This is a genomic window from Guyparkeria sp. SB14A (assembly GCF_005096345.1).
GTDB lineage: Bacteria > Pseudomonadota > Gammaproteobacteria > Halothiobacillales > Halothiobacillaceae > Guyparkeria > Guyparkeria hydrothermalis.
In genome coordinates this window covers 118,806-145,689 of sequence record NZ_SWAW01000001.1, presented here as the reverse complement: position 1 = coordinate 145,689, position 26,884 = coordinate 118,806, and the positions used below count along the sequence as shown (strand labels likewise).

21 protein-coding genes are annotated in these 26,884 nt (G+C 66.8%); 15 read left to right on the top strand and 6 right to left on the bottom strand.

Annotated features, from left to right (window positions below; translation table 11 throughout):
- Window positions 1-133: 133 nt before the first annotated feature.
- Together FAZ79_RS00700 and FAZ79_RS00695 are read left to right on the top strand one after the other, a co-directional pair.
- Window positions 134-1,438, top strand: a complete 1,305-nt coding sequence (locus FAZ79_RS00700; protein ID WP_136866000.1) for a hypothetical protein — start codon at window positions 134-136, stop codon at window positions 1,436-1,438.
- An 8-nt stretch (window positions 1,439-1,446) separates the two neighbouring features.
- Window positions 1,447-2,262, top strand: coding sequence for a mechanosensitive ion channel domain-containing protein (locus tag FAZ79_RS00695; RefSeq protein WP_136865999.1), 816 nt, complete (start codon window positions 1,447-1,449; stop codon window positions 2,260-2,262).
- 17 nt (window positions 2,263-2,279) lie between these two features.
- On the opposite strand, the gene FAZ79_RS00690 is transcribed toward FAZ79_RS00695, so the two are convergent.
- Window positions 2,280-2,546, bottom strand: coding sequence for a DksA/TraR family C4-type zinc finger protein (locus tag FAZ79_RS00690; RefSeq protein ID WP_136865998.1), 267 nt, complete (start codon window positions 2,544-2,546; stop codon window positions 2,280-2,282).
- A gap of 314 nt (window positions 2,547-2,860) precedes the next feature.
- On the opposite strand from FAZ79_RS00690, the gene FAZ79_RS00685 reads away from it, so the two are divergent.
- Together FAZ79_RS00685 and FAZ79_RS00680 are read left to right on the top strand one after the other, a co-directional pair.
- Complete coding sequence (locus FAZ79_RS00685; RefSeq protein ID WP_136865997.1) at window positions 2,861-5,818, top strand: EAL domain-containing protein; 2,958 nt, start codon at window positions 2,861-2,863, stop codon at window positions 5,816-5,818.
- Window positions 5,819-5,960: 142 nt separating this feature from the next.
- Complete coding sequence (locus tag FAZ79_RS00680) at window positions 5,961-8,147, top strand: TonB-dependent siderophore receptor (protein ID WP_169303504.1); 2,187 nt, start codon at window positions 5,961-5,963, stop codon at window positions 8,145-8,147.
- Between the two features lie 243 nt (window positions 8,148-8,390).
- Here FAZ79_RS00680 and fhuB read toward each other — a convergent pair whose 3' ends face one another.
- Genes fhuB through fhuF form a run of 4 tightly spaced genes read right to left on the bottom strand, consistent with a single transcriptional unit; the run spans window position 8,391 to window position 12,845 of the window.
- The gene (gene fhuB / locus FAZ79_RS00675; RefSeq protein ID WP_136865995.1) at window positions 8,391-10,385 is read right to left on the bottom strand and encodes a Fe(3+)-hydroxamate ABC transporter permease FhuB; all 1,995 of its coding nucleotides are present in this window, start codon (window positions 10,383-10,385) and stop codon (window positions 8,391-8,393) included.
- Window positions 10,375-11,259, bottom strand: a complete 885-nt coding sequence (locus tag FAZ79_RS00670; RefSeq protein WP_136865994.1) for an iron-siderophore ABC transporter substrate-binding protein — start codon at window positions 11,257-11,259, stop codon at window positions 10,375-10,377. Before FAZ79_RS00670 ends, fhuB begins: the two co-directional genes overlap by 11 nt.
- Window positions 11,260-11,265: 6 nt before the next feature.
- Entirely contained in the window at window positions 11,266-12,033 is a 768-nt protein-coding gene (locus tag FAZ79_RS00665) for an ATP-binding cassette domain-containing protein (protein ID WP_136865993.1), read from the bottom strand.
- The gene (fhuF, locus tag FAZ79_RS00660; RefSeq protein WP_169303503.1) at window positions 12,033-12,845 is read right to left on the bottom strand and encodes a siderophore-iron reductase FhuF; all 813 of its coding nucleotides are present in this window, start codon (window positions 12,843-12,845) and stop codon (window positions 12,033-12,035) included. The genes FAZ79_RS00665 and fhuF overlap by 1 nt, the downstream gene beginning before the upstream one ends.
- A 520-nt stretch (window positions 12,846-13,365) precedes the next feature.
- On the opposite strand from fhuF, the gene FAZ79_RS00655 reads away from it, so the two are divergent.
- The 9 genes from FAZ79_RS00655 (at window position 13,366) to FAZ79_RS00615 (ending at window position 23,780) form a co-directional block, all read left to right on the top strand.
- The gene (locus FAZ79_RS00655) at window positions 13,366-13,854 is read left to right on the top strand and encodes a DUF5615 family PIN-like protein (protein WP_136865991.1); all 489 of its coding nucleotides are present in this window, start codon (window positions 13,366-13,368) and stop codon (window positions 13,852-13,854) included.
- A 112-nt stretch (window positions 13,855-13,966) separates the two neighbouring features.
- Complete coding sequence (locus FAZ79_RS00650) at window positions 13,967-15,199, top strand: TolC family protein (protein ID WP_169303502.1); 1,233 nt, start codon at window positions 13,967-13,969, stop codon at window positions 15,197-15,199.
- An 83-nt stretch (window positions 15,200-15,282) separates the two neighbouring features.
- Window positions 15,283-16,323 carry an efflux RND transporter periplasmic adaptor subunit gene (locus FAZ79_RS00645; RefSeq protein WP_169303501.1) on the top strand — a complete coding sequence of 347 codons (1,041 nt, stop codon included), beginning with the start codon at window positions 15,283-15,285 and terminating at the stop codon, window positions 16,321-16,323.
- The gene (locus FAZ79_RS00640) at window positions 16,323-19,421 is read left to right on the top strand and encodes a CusA/CzcA family heavy metal efflux RND transporter (RefSeq protein ID WP_136865988.1); all 3,099 of its coding nucleotides are present in this window, start codon (window positions 16,323-16,325) and stop codon (window positions 19,419-19,421) included. Before FAZ79_RS00645 ends, FAZ79_RS00640 begins: the two co-directional genes overlap by 1 nt.
- Window positions 19,418-19,720, top strand: coding sequence for a DUF3240 family protein (locus tag FAZ79_RS00635; protein ID WP_136865987.1), 303 nt, complete (start codon window positions 19,418-19,420; stop codon window positions 19,718-19,720). The genes FAZ79_RS00640 and FAZ79_RS00635 overlap by 4 nt, the downstream gene beginning before the upstream one ends.
- Window positions 19,717-20,097 carry a PepSY domain-containing protein gene (locus FAZ79_RS00630; protein WP_125198634.1) on the top strand — a complete coding sequence of 127 codons (381 nt, stop codon included), beginning with the start codon at window positions 19,717-19,719 and terminating at the stop codon, window positions 20,095-20,097. Before FAZ79_RS00635 ends, FAZ79_RS00630 begins: the two co-directional genes overlap by 4 nt.
- 3 nt (window positions 20,098-20,100) lie before the next feature.
- A complete protein-coding gene (locus FAZ79_RS00625) occupies window positions 20,101-20,781 on the top strand; it encodes a response regulator transcription factor (RefSeq protein WP_125198633.1) in 681 nt (226 codons plus the stop codon).
- Window positions 20,778-22,109, top strand: a complete 1,332-nt coding sequence (locus FAZ79_RS00620) for a sensor histidine kinase (RefSeq protein ID WP_136865986.1) — start codon at window positions 20,778-20,780, stop codon at window positions 22,107-22,109. Before FAZ79_RS00625 ends, FAZ79_RS00620 begins: the two co-directional genes overlap by 4 nt.
- 741 nt (window positions 22,110-22,850) lie before the next feature.
- The gene (locus tag FAZ79_RS00615) at window positions 22,851-23,780 is read left to right on the top strand and encodes a homocysteine S-methyltransferase family protein (RefSeq protein WP_169303500.1); all 930 of its coding nucleotides are present in this window, start codon (window positions 22,851-22,853) and stop codon (window positions 23,778-23,780) included.
- A 174-nt stretch (window positions 23,781-23,954) separates the two neighbouring features.
- Here FAZ79_RS00615 and fdxA read toward each other — a convergent pair whose 3' ends face one another.
- Window positions 23,955-24,278: a ferredoxin FdxA gene (fdxA, locus tag FAZ79_RS00610; protein ID WP_136865984.1), complete on the bottom strand. Its 324-nt coding sequence runs from the start codon at window positions 24,276-24,278 to the stop codon at window positions 23,955-23,957.
- 312 nt (window positions 24,279-24,590) lie between these two features.
- Between fdxA and FAZ79_RS00605 the strand changes: the two genes are divergently transcribed.
- Both FAZ79_RS00605 and FAZ79_RS00600 read left to right on the top strand, forming a co-directional pair.
- Window positions 24,591-24,914 (top strand): rhodanese-like domain-containing protein, encoded by a 324-nt coding sequence (locus FAZ79_RS00605; protein WP_136865983.1) that lies wholly within the window; start codon window positions 24,591-24,593, stop codon window positions 24,912-24,914.
- Window positions 24,915-25,034: 120 nt separating this feature from the next.
- Window positions 25,035-26,822, top strand: a complete 1,788-nt coding sequence (locus FAZ79_RS00600) for a protein adenylyltransferase SelO family protein (protein WP_136865982.1) — start codon at window positions 25,035-25,037, stop codon at window positions 26,820-26,822.
- Window positions 26,823-26,884 lie beyond the last annotated feature (62 nt).

The following is a 26,884-nucleotide window of genomic DNA, read 5'->3' as shown; positions in this document are numbered from 1 at the left end:
CATCGCGACTCACGTTGCGACCAACGGGGCATCACGAGTCGGGCGCGGATTTGCCATACTCCATCCAGCCGGGCCCGGTCCGAACCAGGGCCGCCGGCCCTCACACCAGGTTCAACAAGGAAGCGCCGCCTCGATGTCCACGCACTCCTCGCCGACAAACGGTCGAGACCCCGCGGGTAACCGCGCCGACACGCCATCCAACCAGTGGCCGGAGACACCGTCCTACTGGCAGTTCGTGCCCGTCGGTGACTACCAGGTGCCGGCCCTGCCGGCGCGCGGGGCGATGAGCGAGGCCTGGACACAGTTCAAGCGGGCCCTGCGACGGATCGACGAAGAATCGCTGCAGCCGGCCCGCAAGGAGGCCCAGTTGCGCGCGCTGTCCGAGGTCCGGCTGTCGCACCTGGTGCCGCCGGTCGACCCCAACGACCCGGCCGATGCCCTGGACGGCGCACTCTACGACTGGATGACCGGTCACGATGAACGCCCGGTTCGATTCGTCGTCGGCCAGCCGCATGGCTGCTACCCGCAGCTGCTGCCGTTCTGGGCGCGACGACACGGCGCCCGACTCATCGACCCGCCCGCCCCGGAAACCGTGCTCGAGGGCGACCTGGGCGTACTGGACCGATTCGAGGTCGACCGCCCCGGCACGCGTGCCGGCAACGGCGGCCTGTGGGTAATCCCGGATCTCGCGCATTGGTACCTGCGCCATCCCGAGGGGCTGCGGCTGGTCCGCGCGCTGCTCGCCCGGGCGGAGACCGGCGAACTCGGGCGCGGCGTCATCGGCTGCGACAGCTGGGCCTGGGCCTACCTGGGGCACCTCTGGCCCATGCCGCACCACGATGCCCTGACCGCGCAGGGGTTCGACGGCACCCGGCTGACCCGGCTGCTGTTTCACCAGATCGAGCGCCAGCCGCATCGGCGGGTGCACTTTCGCAACGCCGCCAACGGCCAGGACATCCTCGCCGTGCCCTCGAACGGCAACGGCAATGGCGTGACGGCGCACCCGGAGCTCCAGCGACTGGCCGCCCACTGCCGGGGCAACCCGGGCACGGCCCTGACCTACTGGCGTGAATCGCTGCGCACCGAGCCGGACGACGGCGGGGTCACGGCGGTCGAGGGCGAGCAGCGCAACGACGACATCTTCGACGAGGAGGATGTCTGGGTCACCAACCAACTGCACGAACCCATCCTGCCCAATGAGACGGGCGAGGACGTCGCGCTGGTACTGCACGCCCTGTTGCTGCACAACGGGCTGGCGACCCGCTGGCTGGCCGAGCTCCTGCCGCTGGCGCGCGACGTCAGCCTCGCCATCCTGCTGCGCCTGACGCGCGCGGGGCTCGTCACCCGGCGCGGTGACCGGCACATCGTCACCGCGCTGGGCTACCAGAGCGTGCGCAGCCTGTTACAGCGCCGCGACTACCTGACCGACTCCTTCTGAGGCCCGCGATGGACGAATCAATCCCCTCTTCGCAGATATTCCGCGAGATCGACGCCTTCACCGTCGTCGAGATCGTCGCCATCGTGCTGGCCACCGTGGCCCTGATCGTGCTGATGCAACGGGCACTGAACTGGCTGGGACGGCGCCTGCACGGCAAGCGACGCCACCTCACCCTGGCGATGGTGCCGCTGTTGCGCCTATTGATCGGCGTGGCGGCGATCGTGCTGATCGTGCCGCTGATCATCGAGCCGTCGCTGCAGAACATGATCGCCCTGCTTGGCGCGCTCGGCATCGCGATCGGCTTTGCCTTGAAGGATTACGTCAGCAGCCTGATCGCCGGCATCGTGGCCATCGGGGAAAAGCCGTACCGCAACGGCGACTGGGTGCGGATCGGCGAGCACTACGGCGAGGTCACCCACGTCGGCATGCGCACCATCGACATGATGACCACCGACGACGACCGGATCACCATTCCGCACAGCCGGATCTGGACCGACTCGATCGTCAACGCCAACAACGGCGAGCCGCGCCTGCAGTGCATCGCCGATTTCTACCTGCACCCCGACCACGACGCCGCCCGGGCAAGCGAGATCCTGCGCGACATCGCCCTGACCAGCCCCTACACCCACCTCGACTCACCCATCCGCGTGACGGTGCGGGAAAAGCCCTGGGGCACGCACTACAAGCTGCGCGCCTACCCGGTCGACGGGGCGCAGCAGTTCCGCTTCATCACCGACCTGACCGTGCGCGGCAAGGCCCAGTTGCAGCGGGCCGGGTTCCAGTTCGCGGCGACCGCCACGATCGCCGACACGGGCATGGCATAGCCCGAAACGGTTTAGTACTAGCGCAACTGGCTGTCCTTCGAACCACGCCGGTTGTAGGGCGAGGCCGTCTCCTGGGCCTCGTCGAACTCGGCCTGGCAGGCCACGCACAGCCGCACGCCCGGCACGGCCCGACGGCGTGCCTCGGGAATCGGCTCGCCGCACTCCTCGCACTCCGCCAGGCTCTCGCCGGTCGGGATCTCGCTGCGCACCCGTTGCAGGGCATCCTCGACCGTGTCGTCGATCTGCGCCTGCTCGGCACCGTCTTTCGCCCAACCACCTGCCATCGTTCACCTCCCGGCGTCACTGTTGCGGGTTCCGGCCGCCTTCGGCTTGCCGCGTGTCCGGCCCCGTCTCCGACCGGCCCTGCCCCGGATTTATTCATCTGCCCGCGTTTTTCAATACTAGACTTCCGGGGTGCCCCGACTCGGCGGCGTGCATCGCATCGGGTAGCCACGCCATCCGACCGGCCTTTGCATACGAAAAACCCCATGTAGAATCGGGTCATTCGTCGGCCAACGGCCGACCCGTCTCGTCACGGCCGGCGCGTCAAGGCCGCGGGCGATCGGCAACCCGCTCACGCACAAGCAACCACCCGCCCATGACCCAGCCGGTTTCCACAGACCGCCGCGACGTCCCCGCCGGCCAGCGCCACTCCATCCTGGGTTGGCCGCAACTGCTCGGGCTCGGGCTGGTGCTGCTCGTCCTGCACGAGATCGCCCGCGAGAATTTCCTGCTCTTTCACGTCCTGAGCGAACTGCTGCGGATCGTGATCCTCGGCGGCGTGTTCGTCCTCGCCTGGCACACCCGCGCCTGGACGCACAACGGTTTCCTGTTGACCGTGGGCATGGCCGCGTTCTGGATCGCCGGCCTGGAGTTGCTGCATACCCTGACCTACAAGGGCATGGGACTGACCGCCCTGGGCGGGGTGCTCGACGACCCCGACCTACCCACCCAGCTGTGGGTGGGTTTCCGCCTGCTCGAGGCCGTCGCCTTCCTGCTCGCGGCCCTGCTGGCGAGATCGACCGTGCAACCGCTGCTCCTGTTCGGCGGGTTCGGGCTCGCCACCGCGGCACTGTTGGGCTCGATCCTCATTGGCGTCTTCCCGACCAGCTTTGTCGAGGGCGACGGCCTGACGCGCTTCAAGGTAGTGGCCGAGTACACGACGATCGGCCTGTTCGCACTGGCCATCGTCCTGCTCCTGCGACAGCGCGCGCATTTCGACCCGGGCGTGCACATCGCCCTGGTGGCCTCGCTGCTGTTCGCCATCCTTACCAGCCTCGCCTTCACGCGCTACGGGTCGGTGTTCGACATGGCCAACGAGGTCGGCCACTACCTGCTGCTGATCTCGGCCTACCTGGTCTACCGGGCGTTGCTGGCCACCGGCCTCGTCGCGCCGTTCGCCCTGCTGTTTCACACGCAGAAACAGCACGAGGCCGAGCTCGAGGCCCTGGTCGAGGAACGCACGGCGCGCCTGGTCGAAAGCCAGTCGCTCAACCACACCTTCATCGAACACTCCCCGGCCGTGATCTTCCTCACCGACCTCGAGGGGCGCTACACGCTGGTCAACCCGGCCTTCGAGACGCTCATCGGCCGGTCGCGCGAGGCCATCATCGGCCAGACCGTCTTCGACCTGATGCCCACGGAGACCGCCGCGGAATTCGATCGCAACAACCGCGCCGCGCGGCGCTCCGGTAAGCCCACGATCCACAGTGAGACACTGGACCTCGACGATGCCTTTCACCTGTTCGAGACCGTGCATTTCCCGTTGTTCGACAACGACGGCCAACTGGTCGGTTCGGGCGGCATCGCCACCGAGGTGACCGAGCACCGCAAGAGCGAGGCGCGCTACGAGCTGATGATCCGCACCTCGATGGACGCGGTGGTGCTGATCGGCGACGACGGGCAGCTCATCGAGGTCAACGAGGCGGCCTGCGAGCTGACCGGTTATGACTGCGACGAATTGCTCGGGATGGACGTCTCCGCCCTGGACACCGCCGGCCGCACGGAAATCGCGCGGCAGATGGAGCACATCCGCGGCATGGGTGCCGCACGCTTCGAACGGCAATGGCGGCGCAAGGACGGCACGGTCCGGGACATCGAGGTGAGCGTCAACGTCTTGAGCGAGGGACGTCGGGGCAACGTCTACTTCTCGTTCATCCGCGACATCACCGAGCGCAAGGCGACCATGGAGCGGATCGAGCACATGGCGCACTACGATGCCCTGACCGAGCTGCCCAACCGGGCCCTGTTCGAGCAGCTCGCCCCGACCGCCCTCGGCCGCACGCGGGTCCGCGGCCGGGCCCGGTTGCTGTTCTATCTCGACCTGGACAACTTCAAGGACATCAACGACTCGCTTGGCCATCTCGCCGGCGACGAGCTGCTGCGCGAGATGGCCCGCCGGCTGTGGGAATTCCCGGCAGACGACCGCGTCATCTGTCGCTTCGGCGGCGACGAGTTCCTGATGCTGGTCGAGGTCAACCACGATCTCGACATCGCCAGCTACGCCCACCGGCTGCGCAACGCGCTCGGCCAACCGCTGGTGGTCGAGGAGCACCAGATCGTGGCGACCGCCTCGATCGGCGTCACAAGCTTCCCCGCCGACGGCGAGGACCTGCCCGCCCTGCTCCGCAACGCCGACATGGCCCTCCACGCCGCCAAGGACGATGGACGCAACACGCATCGCGTCTTCACCCCGGCCATGCGCGAGCACGCCACCGAGCGGATCATGCTGATCAGCAAGCTGCGCTCGGCGCTGGCCAACGACGAATTCGAGCTCAACTTCCAGCCGCAGATCGACCTGGCCAGCGGCCGGATCGTGGGGGCCGAAGCCCTGCTGCGCTGGAACCAGCCCGAGCTGGGCCGGGTCCCGCCGGGGCGGTTCATCCCGCTGGCCGAGGAAAGCGGGCTGATCATCGACATCGGCGCCTGGGTGATCGAGCAGGCCATCGCCACCGCCGCGGCGTGGCGATCACGCGGCCTGGGCGATATCGTGATGGCGATCAACATCTCGGCGCTGCAATTCCGTCACGGCAACCTGGCCCGGGACATCACCAACGCCCTGACACGCGCCAGGCTGCCGGGGGCAAACCTCGAGGTGGAACTGACCGAGTCGACCCTGATCGACGACACCGACCGCCTCGAGGAGACCATCGCCCTGCTCAAGCGCCGTGACGTCAAGCTGGCCATCGACGACTTCGGCACCGGCTACTCGGGGCTCACCTACCTGCGGCGTTTTGCCGTCGACCGGCTCAAGGTCGACCAGTCCTTCGTCCGCGACATCGGCCAGGGCGACAGCGCCGCCCTGGTCACCGCCGTGATCCAGATGGCGCACAGCCTGGGCCTGACCGTGATCGCCGAGGGCGTCGAAACCCAGACACAGTCCGATCAACTGCTGGGACTGCGCTGCGATCAGGCGCAGGGCTATCGCTTCGGCCGCCCGATGACAGCCGCGGCGTTCGAATCGCTGTTGATCGACCAGGCCAACGCTCCCCCGACGACTCACCAGTCGCCAACGGTACTGTCCGCGCCGGGCGCACCCGCCTCCCCGTCCGATTAAAACGACACGCCATTCGAAAACGGGAAACCTTCACCCTTACGGTTGCATATGACAATCGTTCTCATGTAGATTCGCCCCAGCGACTCGCATCGCGGTCCGTTTCCAATCACCAATCCTTACCCATTGCATGAGAACGCTTTCCATGACTCAACGCCAACGCGTCCAGCGCACGCCCGTCAACCGCGCCGTCCGCCACTGCCTGGCACTCTCCCTGCCCTGCCTCGCCCTCGGCTTCGCCGACGTCCACGCCGCGGACGATTCCGGCGACGCCGTCGTGCTCGACCAGGTGGTCGTCGAGGGGGGTGGGTTCTTCCAGCCCACCGAGCAGACCGGGCAGTACCGCGCCCCGGCTTCCTCCTCGGCGACCGGGCTGACGCTCACGCCGCGCGAGACCCCGCAATCGCTGTCCGTGATTACCAGCCAGCAGCTCGAGGATTTCCAGCTCGATGACGTCAACAGCGCGCTGGAGTCCACACCCGGCGTCACCGTCGAGCAGCCGGAAACCGATCGCACCTACTACACCTCGCGCGGCTTCACCATCCAGCGCTTCCAGATCGACGGCGTCGGCGCCCCCCTGCCCTACGACAACGTCCAGGGCGATATCGACACCGCCGTCTACGACCGCATCGAGGTGGTGCGCGGTGCCAACGGCCTGATGTCCGGCAGCGGCACGCCGTCGGCGACCGTCAACTTCATCCGCAAGCGCCCCACCGCCGAAACGCAGGCCTCCGCCAGCGTTTCCGCCGGGTCGTGGGATCGTCGCCGCATCGAAGGCGACGTCTCGGGTTCCCTGTTCGGCAGTGACCGGGTGCGCGGTCGCCTGGTGGTGGCCGCCGAAGAGGGCGATTCCTACCTCGACCGCCACGGACGCGAGCGCCAGGTCGCCTACGGCGTGATCGAGGCTGATCTCACCGACTCCACCCTGTTGACCGCCGGTCACACTTGGCAGAACAACGACAGCGACAGCCCGCTCTGGGGCGCGTTGCCGATGTACTACGGCGATGGCTCGCCCACCAACTACGATCGTTCGGCCAGCTCCTCGCCCGAGTGGAGCTACTGGGACAACGAGGACCACCGCAGCTTCGTCGAAGTGCAGCAGTTCCTGCCCGGCGGCTGGGAGGCGACCCTGACGGGCAGCTACCTCACCTCCGATTCCGACAGCGAGATCTTCTACCTCTACGACCCGGCCCAGCAGCTGCGTCCGGGCACCACGGAAGACCTGTCGATCATCATGGACAACTACCGTTACGAGAACGAGCAATGGGTCGCCGACGCCCAGGCCAAGGGCCCGTTCGATCTGTTCGGTCGCGAGCACGAGGCCATGGTCGGCGTGAACTGGAGCAAATCGGAGGTCACCGATTACTCCGCCCGCCTCTACGAAACCAGCGACATCGACGTACCGCTGGACCAGTGGGACGGCAACTACCCGCGCCCGACCTTCGGCCCCTCCGACGGCGGCAGTGACTTCACCCAGGAGGAAAGCTCCATCTACGGCGCGACCCGCCTGAGCCTGACCGACCGGACAACCGCCATCTTCGGCGCGCGCGCCACCTGGCTGGAGAACAGCGGCGTGAGCTACACCGTGGCCCGCGAAAGCGAGTACGACGCCGAGATCGTCCCCTACGCCGGCCTGGTCTACGACCTCACGGACACGCTCTCGGCCTACGCGAGCTACACCGAGATCTTCGAGCCGCAGAACGAGGTGACGCAGAACTACCAGCCGCTGCCGCCGATCGAGGGACGCAGCTACGAGGTCGGACTCAAGGCCGCCCTGTTCGACGAGCGCGTGGATGCCACCGCCGCCGTGTTCCGCACCGAGCAGAACAACACGGCCACTCTCGCCGGCACATTCAACAACCCGCGCCCCGGGTACTTCAACTACTACGAGGCGAGCGGCGACCTGACCAGCGAAGGCATCGAACTCACGCTGGCCGGCGAGATCCTGCCGGGCTGGCGCGCCAGCGGTGGCTACACCTACCTCGAGATCGAGGACAGCGACGGCGAACGTGCCCGCACCTTCATCCCGGAGCAGATGCTGCGCGCGCAGACCACCTACCAGCTGCCGTTCTGGCCGCAGATGACCGTCGGCGGCCAGATCCGCTGGCAGAGCGAAACCTTCCGCGACCAGCAGTACAACACCGGGCAGACCCGTCAGGACGACTACCTGGTCACCGACCTGATGGCGCGCTACGAGTTCTCGGACAACCTGAGCGCCTCGCTCAACGTCAACAACGTCGGCAACGAGAAGTATCTCAACAGTGTCGAGTACGACCAGGCGTTCTACGGCGAGCCGCGCAACGTCATGCTGACGCTCGACTGGAAGTACTGAGTCGGCAACACGTCCTCATGACCCCCAAGGCCCCGCCCCGTGCGGGGCCTTTTTTTTGCGCTGCGTGCGGGTTCCCGAACCGATCTGCATGGCCAACCGTGACGGCGACACGCCGATTGCCGCGGCGGATTACGGCGACGGGGGCCGTGACGGAGGGGAAAGCGTCATGCTTGGGAAAGTGGGGCGTTGAGTCGCGCCGCGATGCTCGACGGCGACCAACCCGTGGCCGACAGCCGATGGCACCTAGAAGCGACGCAACGCCCAGAGGAAATAGGTCCCGCCGATCAGCGAGGCGACCAGGCCGGCGGGGATTTCGTGGGGGAACAGGATCTGCCGGCCGATCCAGTCGGCGAGGACCATCAGCCCCATGCCGATCAGGGCCGCGCCCAGCAGGTGGTCGCGAGCGCGGGACAGGCCCAACAGACGGGCCATGTGGGGGGCGAGCAGCCCGATGAACGAGAGCGGGCCGATCACCAACGTCGCCGCGGCGGTCATCACGGCGGCAAGCACCAGCACCGCCAGTCGCCCGCCGGTCACCCGCACCCCGACCGCCCGACTGACCGCGGCGCCCAGCGGGAAGATCTCCAGCCAGCGCGACAGCAGCAGCGCGACCACCAATGCCACGCCGGCCAGCGCGACGATCAGCAGCGCCTGCTCGAGACCGACGTAGTAGGTCGAGCCCGACAGCCAGGCCACGATCTGCTGGCCGCGCGGGTCACTACCGGCCAGCACCAGCGCCCGGACCGCCTCGGCCAGCGCCATGATGGCCACCCCGGTCAACAGCAACCGCTCGGGCAGAAATCCGCTTCGCCGGTTGAGCACGATCAACAGGGCCAGGGCCGCCAAGGCCCCCCCCACACCCAGCGCGGCAAGCATCGACGTGCTGGCCGCGGGCATCCAGACAATGCCGAGCAACAGGAAGATCGACACCCCGCCACTGATGCCAAGCACCTCGGGGCTGGCCATCGGGTTGCCGCTCAGGCGCTGCAGCAGGGTGCCGGCCACGGCAAGCAGCAGACCCGCACCGGCGGCCGCCAGCAGGCGCGGCAGGCGCCACTCCCAGACCGTCCAGGCACCGCTGACCCACGACCAGCCGTCGGCGAGATGGCCACTGAGCAGCGAGACCGCCACCACCAACGGCATCAGCAGCGCCATGACGAGCAAGCGGCGAGCCGGCCGCTCCGCCCGCGGCCAGCCCGAGGTCATGGTTTCCGGCGGGGTCCGGCTGGACAGGCGCAACCGAGGGATCAACCAGAGCAGCAACGGGGCCCCCAGGGCGGCGGTCATCGCCCCAGTCGGGATCATGGTGGGCAACCAGGCAGCCAGGTGTTGGAGGGAGAGATCGGTCACCGCGAGCAGCAACGCCCCGATCAGCATCGACCAGACCACTCGGGATGCCAGTCGGTGCGCGCCCAACAGCCGGGCGATATTCGGCGCGGCCAGGCCGATGAAGCCGATCAGGCCCACGACGCTGACGGTCACCGCCGTGAGGAATACCGCCAACCCGAGCGCGGCCAGCCGCAGAAAGGCCAGGTTCACCCCCAGCGCACGCCCGCTGGCATCGTCCAGTTCGAGCAGTCGCAGCGGGCGGAGCAGCAACCAGGCAATCACCAGCGCGATCGCCAAGCGTGGCAGCAGAAACGCGGCGTCGTGCCAACCGTCCTGCGCCAGCGACCCCGCCCCCCAGATCAGCAGACCCTGAAGGGTCTCCTGGTTGAACAGCAGAAGCGCCATGGCCAATGCGCCGAGATAGAGGTTGACCACCAGCCCGGCGAGCACGACCACCAGCGGCGCCAGCCCGCGTCGCCAGGAGAGCAGGAACACCAGCCCCATGGCCAGCCCGCCGCCGGCCAAGGCCACCCACTCGGCCCCCCACCCCATCAGCGCCGGGGCGAACAGCGTCGCCGCCATCAGGGCGAGATTCGCCCCGCCGGCGACGCCCAGGGTCGTCGGCGAGGCAAGCGGGTTGCGCAACACCTGCTGCATCAGCACGCCCGCCAGCGCGAGCCCGGCACCGGCGATCAGGGCGGTGATCAGACGCGGCCACCAACCGAGCGCCAACGCCAAGTCGGCGGCGGACACCGACGCGCCGCCAAGATCCGGCCACCAGCTCGACCACGCAAACCCGCCGGTCTGCTGCTGCAGTTGCCAGACGGCCAACCCCACCAGGACGGCGAACAGCCCCGCGGTCACGCCGAGGGGCGCGGCAACCGACCGGGCCGGGACCTCAGTCCGCATTGAACGCCCCCAGCAGTTGCTCGGCAAACCGGCCGGCCGACGGCAGGCCACCAAAGCTCCAGACCGGCTCGAGCTCCAGTGGATCGCGATTCGCACCGTGGGTCAGCCGCTGCCAGAACGCGCTTTTCGACAAGGCCCGCTCCACCCCCACGGGATAGGGCTTGACCACCACGATGCGCCCGTCGAGTCCGGCCAGCGCCTCGAGCCCCACCAGGGCAAAGCCCCAGCGATTGGTGGCGCCGGTCCAGCCATTGTCGATGCCGAGTCGCTCCAGCACCGCGTGATACAGGCCGTTCTTGCCGAAGACCCGCACGTGGCGTTCGTCCATGAACTGGACCACGATCACCGCCGGCGGCTTGTCGGGCAGGCGATCGGCGATCTCCTCGAGACGGTCCTCCGTGCGCCGAATGAGGGCCTCGGCCTGCCCTTGGCGATGGGCGTATTCCCCCAGCTCGCGGGTGACACGCCGCAAGGCCGGCCAGGTGTCGACCCCGGGCCCGTAAAGCTCGAACACCTCGACCGGCGCGACGGTCGACAGACGGCCTTCGAGGTTGGCGAACAGGGGCGAGAGGGCGATCCGGTCGGGGGCGATCGCGGCCAGCTGCTCGAGATTCGGTTGAGCCCGCAGGCCCAGGTCACGCACGGCGCCCGGCACGGCCGGCCGGGCGACCCAGGACGCGTAGCCGTCGAGTTGTGCGAGGCCCACCAGGCGGGCATCGATGGCGATCAAGGTCTCGGCAACCGTCCAGTCGAGGGTGGCGATGCGCGGGGCCGTGTCGGCAGCCCGTACGGACAACGCCGCCATCAGCAGTGGCAGCAACCACACGGCCAGCGGCCAGCGCCACCGTCGGCGGCCGGTTGGTGAGGACCGCATCACGGTTCAATCGACGATGGCGACGGGACGGGACTGTCCCGGTGGGGTGAGCACCTGCATGGACACGCCATAGATGCTGCGCAGCGTGGCCGAGTCCATCAGCTGCCCCGGCGTGCCGCGCACCAGCAGTCCGCCGCCGTGCATCGCCACCAGCTGGTCGCAAAAGCGCGCGGCCATGTTGATGTCGTGCAGGACGATCACCACGCTCAGCCCCAACTCGTGCGACAGGCGACGAATCAGCTCGAGCACCTCGACCTGGTGGGCGATGTCGAGCGCCGAGAGCGGCTCATCGAGCAGCAGGAAATCGCTTTCCTGCGCCAGCAGCATGGCAAGCCACACCCGCTGGCGCTCGCCCCCGGAAAGCGTGTCCACGGCGCGGTCGGCAAAGGCCTCGGTATCGGTCATGCGCAAGGCGGTGTCGACGCGACGACGGTCGTCGGCGGTGAACCGTCCCAGCAGGCCGTGCCAGGGATACCGACCGAACCCCACCAGCTCGCGGGCCGTGAGGTGCCCAGTCGCCGGCGGGTGCTGCGGCAGGTAGGCAACGCGCCGCGCGAAGGCTCGCGCCCCCCAATCGGCGACCGGCACTCCCTCGAAACGTACCGTTCCCGACGAGGGCGCCTGCTGGCCGGCCAGCAGCTTGAGCAGGGTCGACTTGCCCGAGCCGTTATGGCCGATCAGCCCGACCACTTCGCCCGGCGCAAAGGCGGCATCCACCGGGCCGAGCACCCGGGTGCCGCCGGCAATGAAAGTGGCCGCGTCGACCTCGAACATCAGCCTTCCCCCCGGTTGTCCAAGTTACCCAAGTCGCCCCGGGCCGACCGACAGGTCAGCGGGCAGTTTTCGCAGTAATCGTGTTCGGCGAGTCGATAGCGGATACAGCAGGCACGACGCAGGCGTTGCGGCTCGCTTGCCTCGTCGGTCAGCCGGTAACTCACCGGGCGGTACAAGCGATTGCGCTGGCCATCGATCCGCGCGGTGTCGAGAAACGCCTGCGCGGCGGCGAGCCGATCGGGCGGGACGGCGGGGTGGTCGACCAGCCGCGTGACGACGTGCTCGACCAGGTTGCCGGCGTTGCTCCAGAAGACGTTGACCGAGGCGCCCGAATGACGCGCCAGGACGGCGATCATCTCGGCGAGCGGCCCCAAGGTGAGGGACTCGAGAAACGCGCCGCGGGCGGGATGAGCGACGACATCGCGTGTCGTCGCCAACCACAACCGCTCGGCCTGGCCGTCCGGGCTGAAGCGAATGCCCCAGTCCGACGGCGCTCGCTGAAGTGAATCGCCCTGGATAAGCCAGGTCGCAATCAGGGGCGATAGCCAGGCGTGGAACAACCACTTCGACCACTGCGAGGCAATCGCGCGCCGATCCCCGCCGGGATAGCGGGCGGAAAAGCGGTCCAGCAGGGAGTCCAGCGCCGCCCCCTCGAGCAGCGCCGCGGCGGTGACGCCGTTGCGTCCCAACCGATGGCTCGGGGGCTCGATCCCCTCGGGGAGTCGGTAGTCGCGCTGGAGCGTCCAGGGCGCCATGGCCCGAGGATCGGCCGGCGACGCGCCAGCCAGCGGTTGCACCGCGGTTGCCTGCATGTTGATCTCCCCGTATCGGCCCCACAGAGACGTCATCGAATCGTGCAGGGTCTCGCTAGGGAAGGTCTGCACGAATCGATGACGTCTCTGCGGGATCTCCAAGGGCCCAGATGCAAGGCGCAGCCCGCCGTGAAGGGCCGTCGCCCTTTACAAGGGCTGCAACGCCGCAGATGGGCCCTTGGAGGCCCGCCCGGTCGGGGCCCGCGGGTTTGCCCGCACTCGTCGTTGCCGTCCCTCGATGGGCAATGAGCCCGCCTTCGGTCCGGCGCCTTGATTGCGAACAAACCCGCGAGCCAGAGATGCCATCGATTCGTGCAAACCTTCCCTAAAGCGCTGATCGTATCGGATCACCTATCTACATGCAAACCATTCGCATTTCGTTTATCCATCGTGTGCCACGCAGCAGAAATGCCGCCGCTCGCCCCGGACGGCGGCGCGACGAACGCCGAGGAACCGTGGTCGAGGTGACGAATCCCGATTCCTCGGCCATGATCTGCCAAGGAAACGTTGCACGAATGCCATGCCCCAACCCCGCTTTCTCTGCGATGAAATGCTCCAGCGTCTGGGCCGCTGGCTGCGGGCAGCCGGCTACGACACGGCCATTGCCACGAGCGGCAGCGACGATCGCGCCCTGGTCGAGCAGGCCCGCGACCAATCGCGCTGGCTGATCACACGAGACCGGCATCTGGCCCGCTTTCGAAACGGCGACGGCCGCGTCGTCTTGCTCGGCGCCAACGACACGCCGCAGCTGGCCGCCGAGCTGAGCGAACGCTTCGCCATCGACTGGCTGCACCGCCCGTTCTCGCGTTGCCTGGACTGCAACACGTCCCTGGTCCCGGCCACGCTCGACCAACTCGAGCAGGTTCCTCCCGAGGCCCTGTCGATCGAGAGGGCGGGCTGGTACTGCCCCACCTGCGACAAGGTGCTCTGGCGAGGCAGCCACGTCCGGCGGATGCGTCACACGCTGGAGAATTTCGCCAGGGGTGACTGGCGCATCGCCACCGACTGACCTCGCCCGTTCACGGCGACACCCGTGACACCAGACCGACGACCACCCGTCATTCAGCCTGAATTCAGACGCGGCTGGTTCAATGCGACGCATACCTTACCCGGAGATGGTCATGCGACGCCTTCAATCTGCCCTGCAATCCGGCCTGGTCCTGTTCGCCCTTTCAGGGGTGGTGCCATTCGCACACGCCATGGAAACCTTGGCCGTCGATGCAGACCTGAGCCTGGCCGAGGTGACAGCGGCCACCCTGGCTCATAGCCCCGAAAACGAACGGTTCGAGGCTCAGCGTGCGTACGCCGATGCGCTCGGCCAGCGCGCTGGAAACCCGCTCGACGGGCCACCGTCGGTGGGCTTCTCCCATCAGAGCGACGCGCTGGGCACCGACACCGGTATGCGCGAATGGCAAGGCTCGATCGAGCTCCCGCTGCGCCGCCCCGGCCTGCAGGCGGCCGCCGAGCGCCAGGCCGAGGGACGGCTTTCGGCCACCGAGCAGCAATCCACTGCCTGGCGACTGCAGATCGCCGGCCAGGTCCGCCAACTGCTCGCCCGCCTGGCCGAAGCCGACGCGCAGGTGACACTGGCAGAACGGGCCTTCGCGACCGCCAAGGAACTGCAATCGCAGATCAAAAAACGCCTCGATTACGGCGATGTGCCGCGCACCCACCTGATCCTGGCCCGGGAGGAAACGCTCCAGCGGCAGGCTGACCTGCGCCAGGCGGAACTCGGCCGGGCCCAGGTTGCCGAGGAATACCGCCGCGTCACCGGCCTGAGCGTCCGCCCCGCCGACTGGACCGAGTCACCGGCCGATGCCATTCCCTTCCAGCAACACCCCGCCCTCCTCGCCGCGCAGGCCGAAGTGCGTGCGGCCGAGGCCGACCGCGCGGTGGTGCGTGAACGTGGCCGATCGCAACCAACCGTGGGCATGAACATCCGCCGGGAGGAAAATGGCCGCGATGCCGTTGACAGCGTGGGCATCTCCCTTTCCCTGCCCATCCAGCTGCAGTCTCTGCGCGCACCCGAGCAGGGTCGGGCCAATGTAAATCTCGCTGAGGCCCGTTCGACTGCTCACCTGACGGAACGTCAGATCCGCCTCGCGGTTGCCCAAGCCGAAGAGGCACTCGCCGCAGCACGGGTGGAACTCGAACAGGCCCGCGCCCACCGGGATCTTGCTGACGAAAGCCTCGCCCTGGCCCGCCGGGGCTACTCGCTGGGCGAATTCGGGCTTACCGATCTACTCCGCGTCCAGACGCGTCAACTTACCGCACAACGTCGCGCCGCGATGAGCCGGGTCCGGCTGCAGCGCAGCATTGCCGAATACAACCAGGCCAAGGGAGTCATGCCGTGAATCACCAGATGAAGAAAATGCTCGTTGGCGCCCTCGCAACCGCTCTCATCTCCAGTGCGAGCGTGCAGGCGGCGGATATCAACATGAGCGCGTCCCAGGTTCAGGCACTGGGTATTCAAACCGCGGCGGCCGAGCCGGCCAGCAATGTTGCCGGACAGGCCTACCCCGCCGAGGTCCGGGTGCCACCGGCCAACGAGACCGTGCTCGCCGCGCCGGTCGACGGAATGATCCAACAGGTCCGGGTGGCCGAGGGCGAGACCGTCACGCAAGGCCAGCCCGTCGCCAGCCTGCTGAGCTCGGGTCTGGTCACGCTGCAAAGCGACTACCTCGAGACACTCGCGACCCATCGCGTGGCGGCACAGGCCCTGGAACGCGACCGGTCCCTGGCGGCCGAAGGCATCATCGCCGAGCGCCGCCTCAACGAGACCCGTGGTGCGTACAACCAGTCCGATGCCCGCCTGTCCGCCCTGCGCCAGAGCCTGTCACTGGCCGGCATGAGCGACGCCGCGCTGGACAAACTCGACCAGACCCGACGTATCGACCCGGTGCTTGATCTCGTCGCCCCCCAAGACGGCACCGTGATGGAACAGATGATCACCGCTGGCGAGCGAGTCAACGCCGCCTCTGCACTGATGCGCATCAGTGCGTTGGATACGCTCTGGCTTGAGGTGCGGCTCCCGGTCGAGCGACTCGCCGACGTGCAACCGGGTGACCGGGTGATCGTCATGGACAACGGGATACAGGCTGAGGTCATCCTGACCGGCAGCCGCATCGATCCGGATGATCAGACCGTCATGATCCGCGCCCGGGTAGAGGCTGTCGACGGCCGGTTGCGCCCAGGGCAATTCCTGCGTGTACGTCTCGAGGGCGCCGATCAGGCAAACCTGCTGCGCGTGCCAGGCGACGCGGTCATCCGCCAAGGGGGGAATTCATTCGTCTTCGTCGCGACCGACGGCGGCTTCGATGCCTACCCCGTCGAGCGACTGGGCGAATCCGATGGCCTGCTGACCGTTCGGGTGAGCGACACGGGTGACCGCCCCCCACTGTCGGCCGGCGATCAGGTGGCCGTTGACGGCGTGGCCACCATCAAGGGTGCCTGGCAAGGCATGGGGGGCGGTGAGTGATGTTAGCCGCACTGATCCGGTTCTCGCTTACCCAGCGCCTGTTCATCCTGTTGCTGGTCGCCCTGACGGCGGGGCTGGGCACCCGCGCCTTCCTCAATCTGCCGATCGATGCCTTCCCGGACGTATCGAACACCCAGGTCAAGATCATCATCAAGGCACCGGGCATGACGCCCGAGGAGATCGAGCAGCGCATCACCGCACCGGTGGAAGTCGAGATGCTCGGCATTCCCGACCAGAGCATGCTCCGTTCCGTGGCCAAGTACGGCCTGACGGCAATCACCATCGACTTTGCCGAAGGCACCGACATCTACTGGGCCCGCCAGCAGGTGTCCGAACGTCTCGCCGCCGTCTGGGAGGATCTGCCGCCTGACGCGACCGGCGGCATGGGACCGATCACCACCCCGCTGGGCGAGATGTTCATGTTCACCATCGATGGGGGCAACCTGTCGCTGGCCGAACGCCGGTCGCTGCTCGACTGGGTGATCCGTCCGGCCCTGAGGACGGTGCCGGGGGTGGCCGACGTCAATGCCCTGGGCGGACACGTCCGTACCTTCGAGGTCGAACCCGACACGGCAAGGATGAGCGCCCGCGGTGTCACGCTCGGGCAACTGCGTGATGCCCTGTCACGCAACAACAAGAACGACGGCGCGGGCCGGGTCGAGGACGGCGAGGAGGCGCTTTTGGTGCGCGTCCAGGGCGCCGTCACGCAACTGGACGATCTGCGTGAAACCGTGGTGGCGATGACGCCGGGCGGCGCGCCGATCCACGTCGCCGACGTCGCCGATGTCCAGATCGGCAGCCTCACCCGCTACGGCGCGGTGACCAAGAACGGCGACCGCGAGGCCGTCCAGGGCCTGGTGCTGGGCCTACGGGGAGCGAATGCCCGCGAGGTCGTCGCCGGCGTGCAGGACAAGCTCGACGAGCTCGCCCCCACCTTGCCGGAAGGCGTGAGCATCGACGTCTTCTACAACCGCGGGACGCTGGTCGACCAGGCCGTGCACACCGTGACCAAGGCCCTCGAGGAGGCTATCGTCCTGGTGCTGATCCTCCTAGTGATCTTCCTGGGCAACCTGAGGGCGGCGGTGACCGTGGCCCTGATCCTGCCGCTGTCTGCCCTACTGACCTTCATTCTCATGGATCAGGTGGGAATGTCCGCCAACCTGATGAGCCTGGGCGGGCTGGCCATCGCGATCGGCATGCTGGTCGACGCCGCCGTCGTGGTGGTCGAGAACATCGTCGCCCACCTGGGGCGGGAAAAGGAGGCCAAGTGCCTGCCCCGGTTGCACGTGATCTATCGGGCCGTGCGCGAAGTGGCCGCGCCGGTGACCGCCGGCACCCTGATCATCGTGATCGTCTTCTTGCCGCTGCTCACACTGCAGGGGCTGGAAGGCAAGCTATTCAAGCCGGTGGCGCTGACCATCGTCTTCGCCCTGGGTAGTTCACTGCTGCTCTCGCTGACGGCGATCCCGGTGATCAGCACGTTCCTGCTGCGCAATGTGCCGCACGACGAGCCGTGGCTGGTGCGCCAATTGCACAAGGCCTACACCCCGGCCCTGGCCTGGTCGCTGACCCACCCGAAAACCATCGGCGCAGCCGCCCTGCTGGCCCTGGGGGCAACGGCCGGGGCCTACACCCAGATCGGCAAGATATTCATGCCGACGATGAACGAGGGCGACGTGATCGTCCAGTTGGAGAAGCTGCCGTCGATCTCGCTCGGGCAGTCGGTCCGCATCGACAAGCGCTTCCAGCAGGCGTTGATCGAGCGCGTCCCCGAAGTCACCGGCGTGATCGCCCGCACGGGGTCCGACGAATTGGGCATGGACCCGATGGGTCTCAACGATACCGACAACTTCCTGGTGCTGAAACCGCGCGAGGAATGGCGCTTCGAGACCAAGGAGGAACTGATCGATGCCATCCGCGAGGTCCTGGCCGACTTCCCGGGCGTGGCCCATGCCTTCACCCAACCTATCGAGATGCGCGTCTCCGAGATGCTGACTGGGGTGCGCGGGGATCTGGCGATCAAGTTGTACGGCCCCGACCTTGACGTGCTCAACGAGAAGGCCCAGGCGATCGCCGAGACCGTGCGCGGTATCGATGGTGCCTCGGATGTCTTCTATACCAGCAACGAGGGCGTGCAGTACCTGAAAATCACCGCCGACCGGCAGGCCGCCGGGCGCTATGGGCTGGCCATTGAAGAGCTACAGACCGTCTTGCGCGCGCAACTCGAGGGCAAACGCGTCGGCACGGTCTACGAGGGCATACGGCGCACACCGCTGATGATCCGCGGCAGCCGCGAGATCGCCAGTTCACCGGAAGCGATGCGCGAACTGTTGGTCAGCCTGCCCGGTGGTCAACGATTGCCCCTGTCGGCTCTGGCATCGATCGAGCGCGTCGAGGGCCCGGTTCAGGTCGAGCGCGAGCTGGGCGAGCGTTTCGTCGTGGTGGCCGCGAGCGTCGCCGGCCGCGATCTGGTCGGTTTTGTCGAGGATGCCCGCAAGGCGGTGGGCGACCAGGTATCGCTCGATACGGGTTATCGCCTCGCGTGGGGCGGCGAGTTCGAGAACCAGCAACGTGCGGCCAAGCGACTGGGGATGGTGGTGCCGGTCTCGATCGGCCTGATCTTCCTCCTGCTGTTCACCACCTTCGGCTCGATCCGCCAGGCCATTCTGGTGCTACTGAACATCCCCTTTGCCTTGATCGGTGGCGTGTTCGGCCTGTGGATATCCGGCGAATACATGTCGGTACCGGCCTCGGTGGGCTTCATCGCCCTGCTGGGCATCGCGGTGCTCAACGGCGTGGTGCTGGTGAGCTATTTCAACCAGTTGCGAGGGCTGGGGCTGTCGTTGCATGACACCGTGATCGAGGGGGCCAAGCGGCGCTTGCGTCCGGTGTTGATGACGGCCGCCACCGCCGCCTTCGGCCTGATCCCGCTGCTGTTCGCGACCGGGCCGGGCTCGGAGATCCAGCGGCCGCTCGCGGCGGTGGTCATCGGCGGGCTGGTGACCTCCACCCTGCTGACCCTGGTGCTGCTGCCCATCCTCTACCGCCGCTTCGGTGAAGCGGCACCCCAAGCCGACCGCCAGGGAGCCGAAGCATGAATGACGTGTTGCTGACATTGATCGCCCGCCCGGACGTCGAGGAAGTCGTGGTCGACTGGCTGCTAGTTCGCGACGAACTGTCCGGCTTTACCGGCGAGGCCGCCTGGGGCCACAGCCGGGAGCACGGCCGGTTCAACCTAGTCGAACAGGTCACGGGACGCCAGCGCCGCGCGGTGTTTCACCTGGAAATCGAGTCGGATCAGGCCCAGTCGTTGATCCAGGCCATGCGGGATGAACTCGCCGGCCTGGGTCTGCGATACTGGCTTGTGCCCGTGCACGACAGCGGAGAGATCCCATGAACCATACTGATAACCGGGGCGGCGAACCGATCCGCAAGGTCGTCTCGTGGCTTCGGACCGGCTTGGTCGCGGTGGCAATGCTGGCCGTTCTGGCGATCGTGTCGTCGGCCCAGGCGGATCACAACCAGGTCTTCAAGCCGCATCAACGCGGCGAGCTCCTCTCCCTGGCCGAACTCCTTGGTCGACCCCAGGCCTTCCACCCAGGACAGATGGTGGAGGCCAAGCTCGACGAGGAGGCGCTGATATACGAGATTACCGTCTACGGCAAGGACGACCAGTACCACGAAATGCGCTTCGATGCGCGTGATGGCCGACTTCTCTCCGAACACAAGGAAACCGGGGAATTCTTTGGGAGCGGCCACCACGATGACGACTGACTGATGAGACTGCTCTTGGCCGAAGACGACGACACCCTGGGCGCCGATCTGCAGGCGCGCCTGCGCGAGCGAGGCTACGCGGTCGACTGGGTGCGCCACGGCGACGAAGCCGCCTGGCTGGGAAGGGAACACGTGCACGATCTGGTCGTGCTCGACATCGGTCTCCCCGGAAAGGACGGTCTAGCGGTACTGCACGAATGGCGTGAGAAGGGTCTGGACTTACCGGTACTGCTGCTCACGGCCCGCGATACCTGGTTCGAGAAGGTCGAGGGGTTCGAGGCCGGGGCCGACGACTACCTCGCCAAGCCGTTCCATCTCGAGGAACTGGTCGCGCGCCTGCGGGCCCTCTCACGGCGCGTCAACAAACACCCTGCCGACCTGATAATGCAGTCGGACCACGGCCTCGTGCTCAACGAGGACCGTCAGCAGGCGTTGGTCGAAGGCAGACCGGTGGAACTGACCGGCACCGAGTTCCGCATGCTGCGCTACTTCGTCCATCACACGGGGCACGTACTGTCGAAAAGCCGGCTGGCCGATCATCTCTACGAATTCGACGACGACCGGGATCCCAACGTGATCGAGGCCTACGTCACGCGTCTGCGCCGCAAGCTGGGTCGCGAACGGATCGAGACGCGTCGCGGTCAGGGATATGTCTTCCATCGTGATCCGCGAGAACGCTCGTGAGTAGGTTCAAGCCCCGCCATATCCAGACCCGCCTGACATTCTGGCTGCTGACCAGCGTCCTGGTGCTGGTGGCCCTGTTCTGGCTGGTCGCCGCTCGCGCGCCCGTGGTGCTCACCAAAAATTACATCGCCGACCTCCTCGCGCATGACGCCGAAGTGCTCGTCCTTGGCGTGGAGCAGACCGGCGACGCGCCGCGACTCGACCCGGCCTACGCCACCCCCCTCTACGAGCGCCCTTACTCGGGGTATTATTACCAGCTCGATGTGGCCGGCACCGAGCTGCGCTCTCGATCGCTATGGGATTTCGAGTTACAGTCCCGGAAACTCGAATCGTTCCCCGGCACCTACCACGCCACCGGCCCGGCGGAACAGCACTTGCTCGTCTATGCCGACCGGATTCAGAAAGACGACACCTGGATCGAGGTACACGTGGCCGCGGATCTCTCAGCACTGGAAGAGCGGATCGAGACCTTCCGCTGGCGTTTCGCCGTCCTCACGCTGATCATGCTCGGCATGATGCTCGTCGGACAACGGCTGATCGTCCGGGCAAGCCTATGTCCGCTCGATCGAGTGCGGCAGGACTGCCGCCGCCTGCAGGAGGGCGAAATCGACCGGCTGGACGAGGCCGTCCCGCCGGAACTCCGGCCCATGGTCGAGGAGATCAACCACCTGCAGGACACGATGCAACGCCGCCTGTCCCGCTCGCGCAAGGCGCTCGGCAACCTTGCCCATGCCCTGAAGACCCCGATCACCCTGATCGACCAGGTGCTGCAACGATCCCGGGACACCCTCCCCGCCGAAACCGCCGAGCGCCTCGCCGAGGGCGTCTCCCGCATGCGCCGCATCACCGACCGCGAGCTCCGCCAGGCACGCATGGCGGGCGAGGCACGCGGCAGTCAGCGTTTCGAGGTGGCACGCGAACTCCCGCGACTGCTCGGCATGTTCCGCCATCTCCACCCCGAAAAGACCTTCACCCACCGGGTCGACTGCCCCGCTGGTGCCTTGCTACGCGCCGATCGCGAGGACATGTACGAACTGGTCGGCAACCTGCTGGACAACGCGGCCAAGTGGGCGGCCAGCCACATCGATGTGGCAGTGAGCCAGGAGGACGATGGTTGGCACCTCACCATCGCGGACGACGGGCCGGGCGTACCAACCGACTCCCTGCAGGCATTGGCGCAGCGGGGCACGCGCCTGGACGAATCCCGCGACGGCCACGGGCTGGGACTGGCGATCGTGCGTGAAATCGTCGAGCTTTATGCCGGCGAGCTGACGTTCGCGCGTTCGGCGGCGCTCGGGGGCCTGGAAGTCAGGGTGCGCCTCCCCTGAGCCCCAGGCGACAAACCCGAGGCATGGCACGACCAGGATCACCGGGAATCGCCCAACGGATACCGCGAATCGAGCGATGACTCCGGCAACAGACAGACACGGGAGAGGGAACCATGCCCATCAGACCATCCATCACACTGACAGCCCTCATCGCTCCACTGCTCCTCACCGCCTGCTCGACCACGGCATCGAACGGCTCGACCAACCCATACGGCACACTGGACGGCGTACTCGCCGCCGGGGCGCCGGTGCTGTTCGTCGCGGTGGGTACGGACGAACAAGGCTGCACGCAGTACACCAAGAAACCGCTGCGCGAGGACACCTTGGGAAGGTCTGCACGAATGTCATACCGCTCTGCGCGTCTTGAGCCGGGCAGATGCAAGGCGTTCGTCCGCCGCGGAAGGGTGATTCCCTTTCCAAGGACGACAACGCAGCAGATGCCCGGCTCAAGGCGCGCCCTGCGGGGCTAGGCGAGTCGCCCGTGCTCCGCGTTGCGATGTCTTGACGTGGCCACCGGCACGCCGGCGACACCGCGCCTTGATCACGAGCGACTCGCCAAGCCAGAGTGGCATGGCATTCGTGCAGACCTTCCCTTGGTCGACACCGGCATCTGGTATCGCACGGCCGACGATCGATTCGTGCTCGATGCGAGTCGTTGCGTGCCGGAGCGGGCATCGCCATGACGCCATCCCGGTTTGCCACAATGAGACAAACAGCGCGGCGATTCGGGATGGCATCACGATGACGTACACACGGTTGCAAGCAGGCGAGGTCCGGCTCCTTGACGGGGCGACCGGCACGGAGCTGGAAAAGCGCGGCGTGCCCATGAGCACGAACGCGTGGAGCGGCTCGGCCTCCCTCGATCACCTCGACACACTCGAACGGATCCACCGGGACTACATCGACGCCGGCGCCGACATCATCACGGCGAACACCTACGCCACGTCGCGCGCGTTGCTCGAGCTGGATGGACTGGTCGACCAGTTCGAGGCCATCAACCGGGCGGCGGTCCGCGCCGCGCGTCAGGCCAGGGATCGCAGCGGTCGCCCCGAGGTCCTGATCGCCGGCTCCCTCTCCCACCGCGGCCCCATCGCCACCGGCTCGGCGCGGCCGGACAGCGGCGCCATCGGGCTCGACACGATGGCCGAGGCGCTCCGCGAGCAGGCGCAGTTACTGCGCGACGAAGGCTGCGACCTGCTCCTGCTTGAGATGATGTACGACCCGGCCCGTATGCCGCTCGTCTTCGAGGCGGCCGCCCGGACCGGCCTGCCCGTCTGGGCGGGGTTCTCCGCCCGGCGCGGCGAGGATGGCTCGCTCCTCGGGTTCGGCCCCGGGGACGACATCCCGTTCGCGCAACTGGTCTCGATCCTCCACGACTGGGACGTCGATGCCGCCGGCATCATGCACACGCCGGCGAACCTGGTCAGTGAGGCCCTGGACAGCCTGCGCGCGACGTTCGACGGCCCGCTGATGGCCTACCCGGACTCGGGGTATTTCAAGTCCCCGCATTGGCAGTTCGAGGACGTGATCGCGCCGCGTGAGCTTCGCCGCTACGCCGAGGGATGGATCGAGCAAGGCGCGCAGGTCCTGGGTGGCTGTTGCGGACTGTCCCCCGAGCACATCGCGGCCCTCTCGCCACTAAAACGTGACCGCCGATCCGGAACCAGTTAAGGAAACCCTGCACGAATGCCTTGCCGGTCTGCGGGGCCTGACGAGTCGTGCCGGCCTTCCTTGAAGGCAAGCCCCATGTGGGGCCGCGTTCTCCGATCGGGAGCGCCGCCACCGAAGACCGACGCGAGCCCGTGTCGTCAGCGTGGCAGGTCGGCCGACACGACGGGAAAGCGGTTATTTCTCGAGATACTCGAGCTTGCCCGTGACGCCATCCCAGTCCTCGGCATCGGCCGGTGGGTCCTTCATCTGGGAGATCGTCGGCCATTGCCCAGACAGTTCCCAGTTCAGCTCGATGAATGACGTCTGCCCCTCGGGCACGTCGTTCTCGTCGTAGATCGCTCCCGCCGGGCACTCGGGTACGCACACGTCGCAGTCGATGCATACCTCGGGATCGATGACCAGCATATTGGGCCCCTCGCAAAAGGCGTCCACGGGACACACGGAGACGCAATCGGTGTACTTGCACTTGATGCAGTTCTCGGTCACGACATAGGTCACGGGATCCTCCTCGACTTCGCTCTGCTCGCACGTGAAATCCCTGCCCCGATGCGACTTTGCCGCCCGGGATCTCTGTGGAACAATATCCGACCATACTAGTACAGTATTCGCCCCGCAGAGCGATCGGCCCGGCTTGAGTTCCGGTCGGTCGTCGCAACCGTTCGGCAACGCCCTGGCCGTCGAGCGCTGTCGTGACGCCGACATTGCCGTCGGCCCGACGCCGTCTTTCTCGCCGCCGACTCCGCCGCACCCTGACGGTCGTCTGCCAATGCCCGGTTTCCGGCCGGCTTTTCCCGAGGATGATCCCAATCGATGCAAAACATCAACGCCAACGAGTTAGCCGGGTGGCTCGACGACGAAAGTCGCGTCAGCCCGTTGTTGCTCGATGTCCGAGAGCCGTGGGAATACCAGCTCTGTCATATCGAGGGCTCACGGACGATGCCGATGAACACCGTCCCGGCAAACGTCGAACAATTGGAGAAAGACACGCCGATCGTGTGCATTTGCCACCACGGCATGCGCAGCATGCAGGTTGCCCGGTTCCTGGAACAGCAGGGTTTCACCGACGTGATCAACCTCACCGGCGGCGTCGATGCCTGGGCCGCGCAAGTCGACCGCGACATGCCCACGTATTGACGGGTGCCTGACAGCCGCCCCAGCGCGACGGGCAAACCCGACCCGCTTCCCGTCCACGCCCATTCTTGGCCCGACCTCGTCACTCGGCACGGCAACACGCGACCGGTAACCAGAACGCCCATGAGCAACGACCCGACCCAACAAGAGCACCACGGCTACACGCCCGAAAAGCCCCCGGCCATCTCAAGCCTGGAGGCGCTCGCCCACGTCGTCGACTACTCCCTGATGAGTACGCTCAACCGCGATCCCGAGGCGACGAGCGACGGTAACGACCACGACCCCAGACAGGTCTTCTCCGGGCACTACGTGCCCGTCAGGCCGACCCCGCTCGAGAACCCGGAGTACGTCGCCCACGGTCGAGCGCTTTTCCGCGAGCTGGGTTTCGACGAGCGTCTCGCCCGGTCCGACGCGTTCATCCGGCTGTTTTCCGGCGATCTTTCCGTCGTACCCGAGACGATGAGCCGTGTCGGCTGGGCCTGTGGCTACGCCCTGTCCATTTACGGCACGGAATTCGACCGCCAGTGCCCGTTTCAGACCGGCAATGGCTACGGCGACGGCCGGGCCATTTCCGTGCTCGAGGTCGTGACACGGGGAAAACGATGGGAGATGCAACTGAAAGGCGCCGGTCGCACGCCCTACTGCCGGGGCGCGGATGGCCGGGCAGTCCTGCGCTCCAGCGTTCGCGAATTCCTCGCTCAGGAGCACATGCACGCCCTCGGCGTACCGACATCGCGGTCGTTGAGCCTGTATGTATCGAAAACCGAAACCGTCGATCGGCCCTGGTACTCGGAGGGCAGCGAGGCCATGAACCCCGACATCCTGGTTCGGGAACCGGTCGCCATCTCCACCCGGGTGGCGCCCTCGTTCATCCGGGTCGGCCAGCTCGAACTCTTCAGCCGCCGCGCCCGCAAACAGGCTCACCCGGGCGCGAAGGAAGAACTCGAAGCGCTCGTCTTGCACCTAATTGAGCGGGAATACGCCGAGGACGTCGATCGAGACGCGGGGCTTGGCGAACAGATCCTCGCGCTGGCGCACGCGTTCCGAGACCGGCTCACCTCGCTGGTAGCCGACTGGATCCGGGTGGGCTACTGCCAGGGCAACTTCAACAGCGACAACTGCGCCGCTGGGGGCTTTACGCTCGACTACGGCCCGTTCGGGTTTTGCGAGGTCTTCGACCTCTACTTTCAACCCTGGACCGGCGGTGGGCGTCATTTCTGCTTTTCCAACCAGCCCGCCGCCGCGGAACGCAATTTCCGCACGTTCTGCACGACCCTACGCCCCCTGGTGGACGACGCCCCGGAAGCCATCGCGCAACTGGACGCGATTGAAGGCGACTTCGCCAAGATCATGGGCGAGAAACTGGAACGGATGTGGGCCCGCAAACTGGGCCTGGCGTCGGTCAACGCCGAGTTGTTCGTCGAACTGCAAACGCTGATGACCACCACCCCGGTGGATTACACCCTCTTCTTCCGTGAGCTTTCGGCGGTTCCCGACAGCATCGAGCCGCTCACGAAGAGCTTCTATGCCGATCTCGGGGCCTCAAACACTCCGGCGTCGGAAGACACCCAAGCGACCGAAGAGCGCTGGTCCGAGTGGCTGACCAAGTGGAGAGGGCTCATCGGCGTCGATGATGACACCCAGTCGGCAACCGAGTTGGCTAGAAGGCGGGACGAGATCTCCAAGGCCATGAAAAGGGTCAACCCGAAATACACCTTGAGAGAGTGGTTTCTCGTGCCCGCCTACCAACAAGCAGCGGCCGGCGACTATTCGGCAATCAGGGAACTCCAGGAGGTAATGACGCAGCCATACGCCGAGCAATCAAAAGCGATAGAAGAAAAATACTACCGACTCAAGCCCTCATCCCTGTTCCATGTCGGCGGCGTTTCCCATTACAGCTGCTCATCCTGACGTGGCCGTCTGCAAAAAGTGGGCGGGCGCTATTTCAACGGGCTCGCGAATGCCTCACAAAC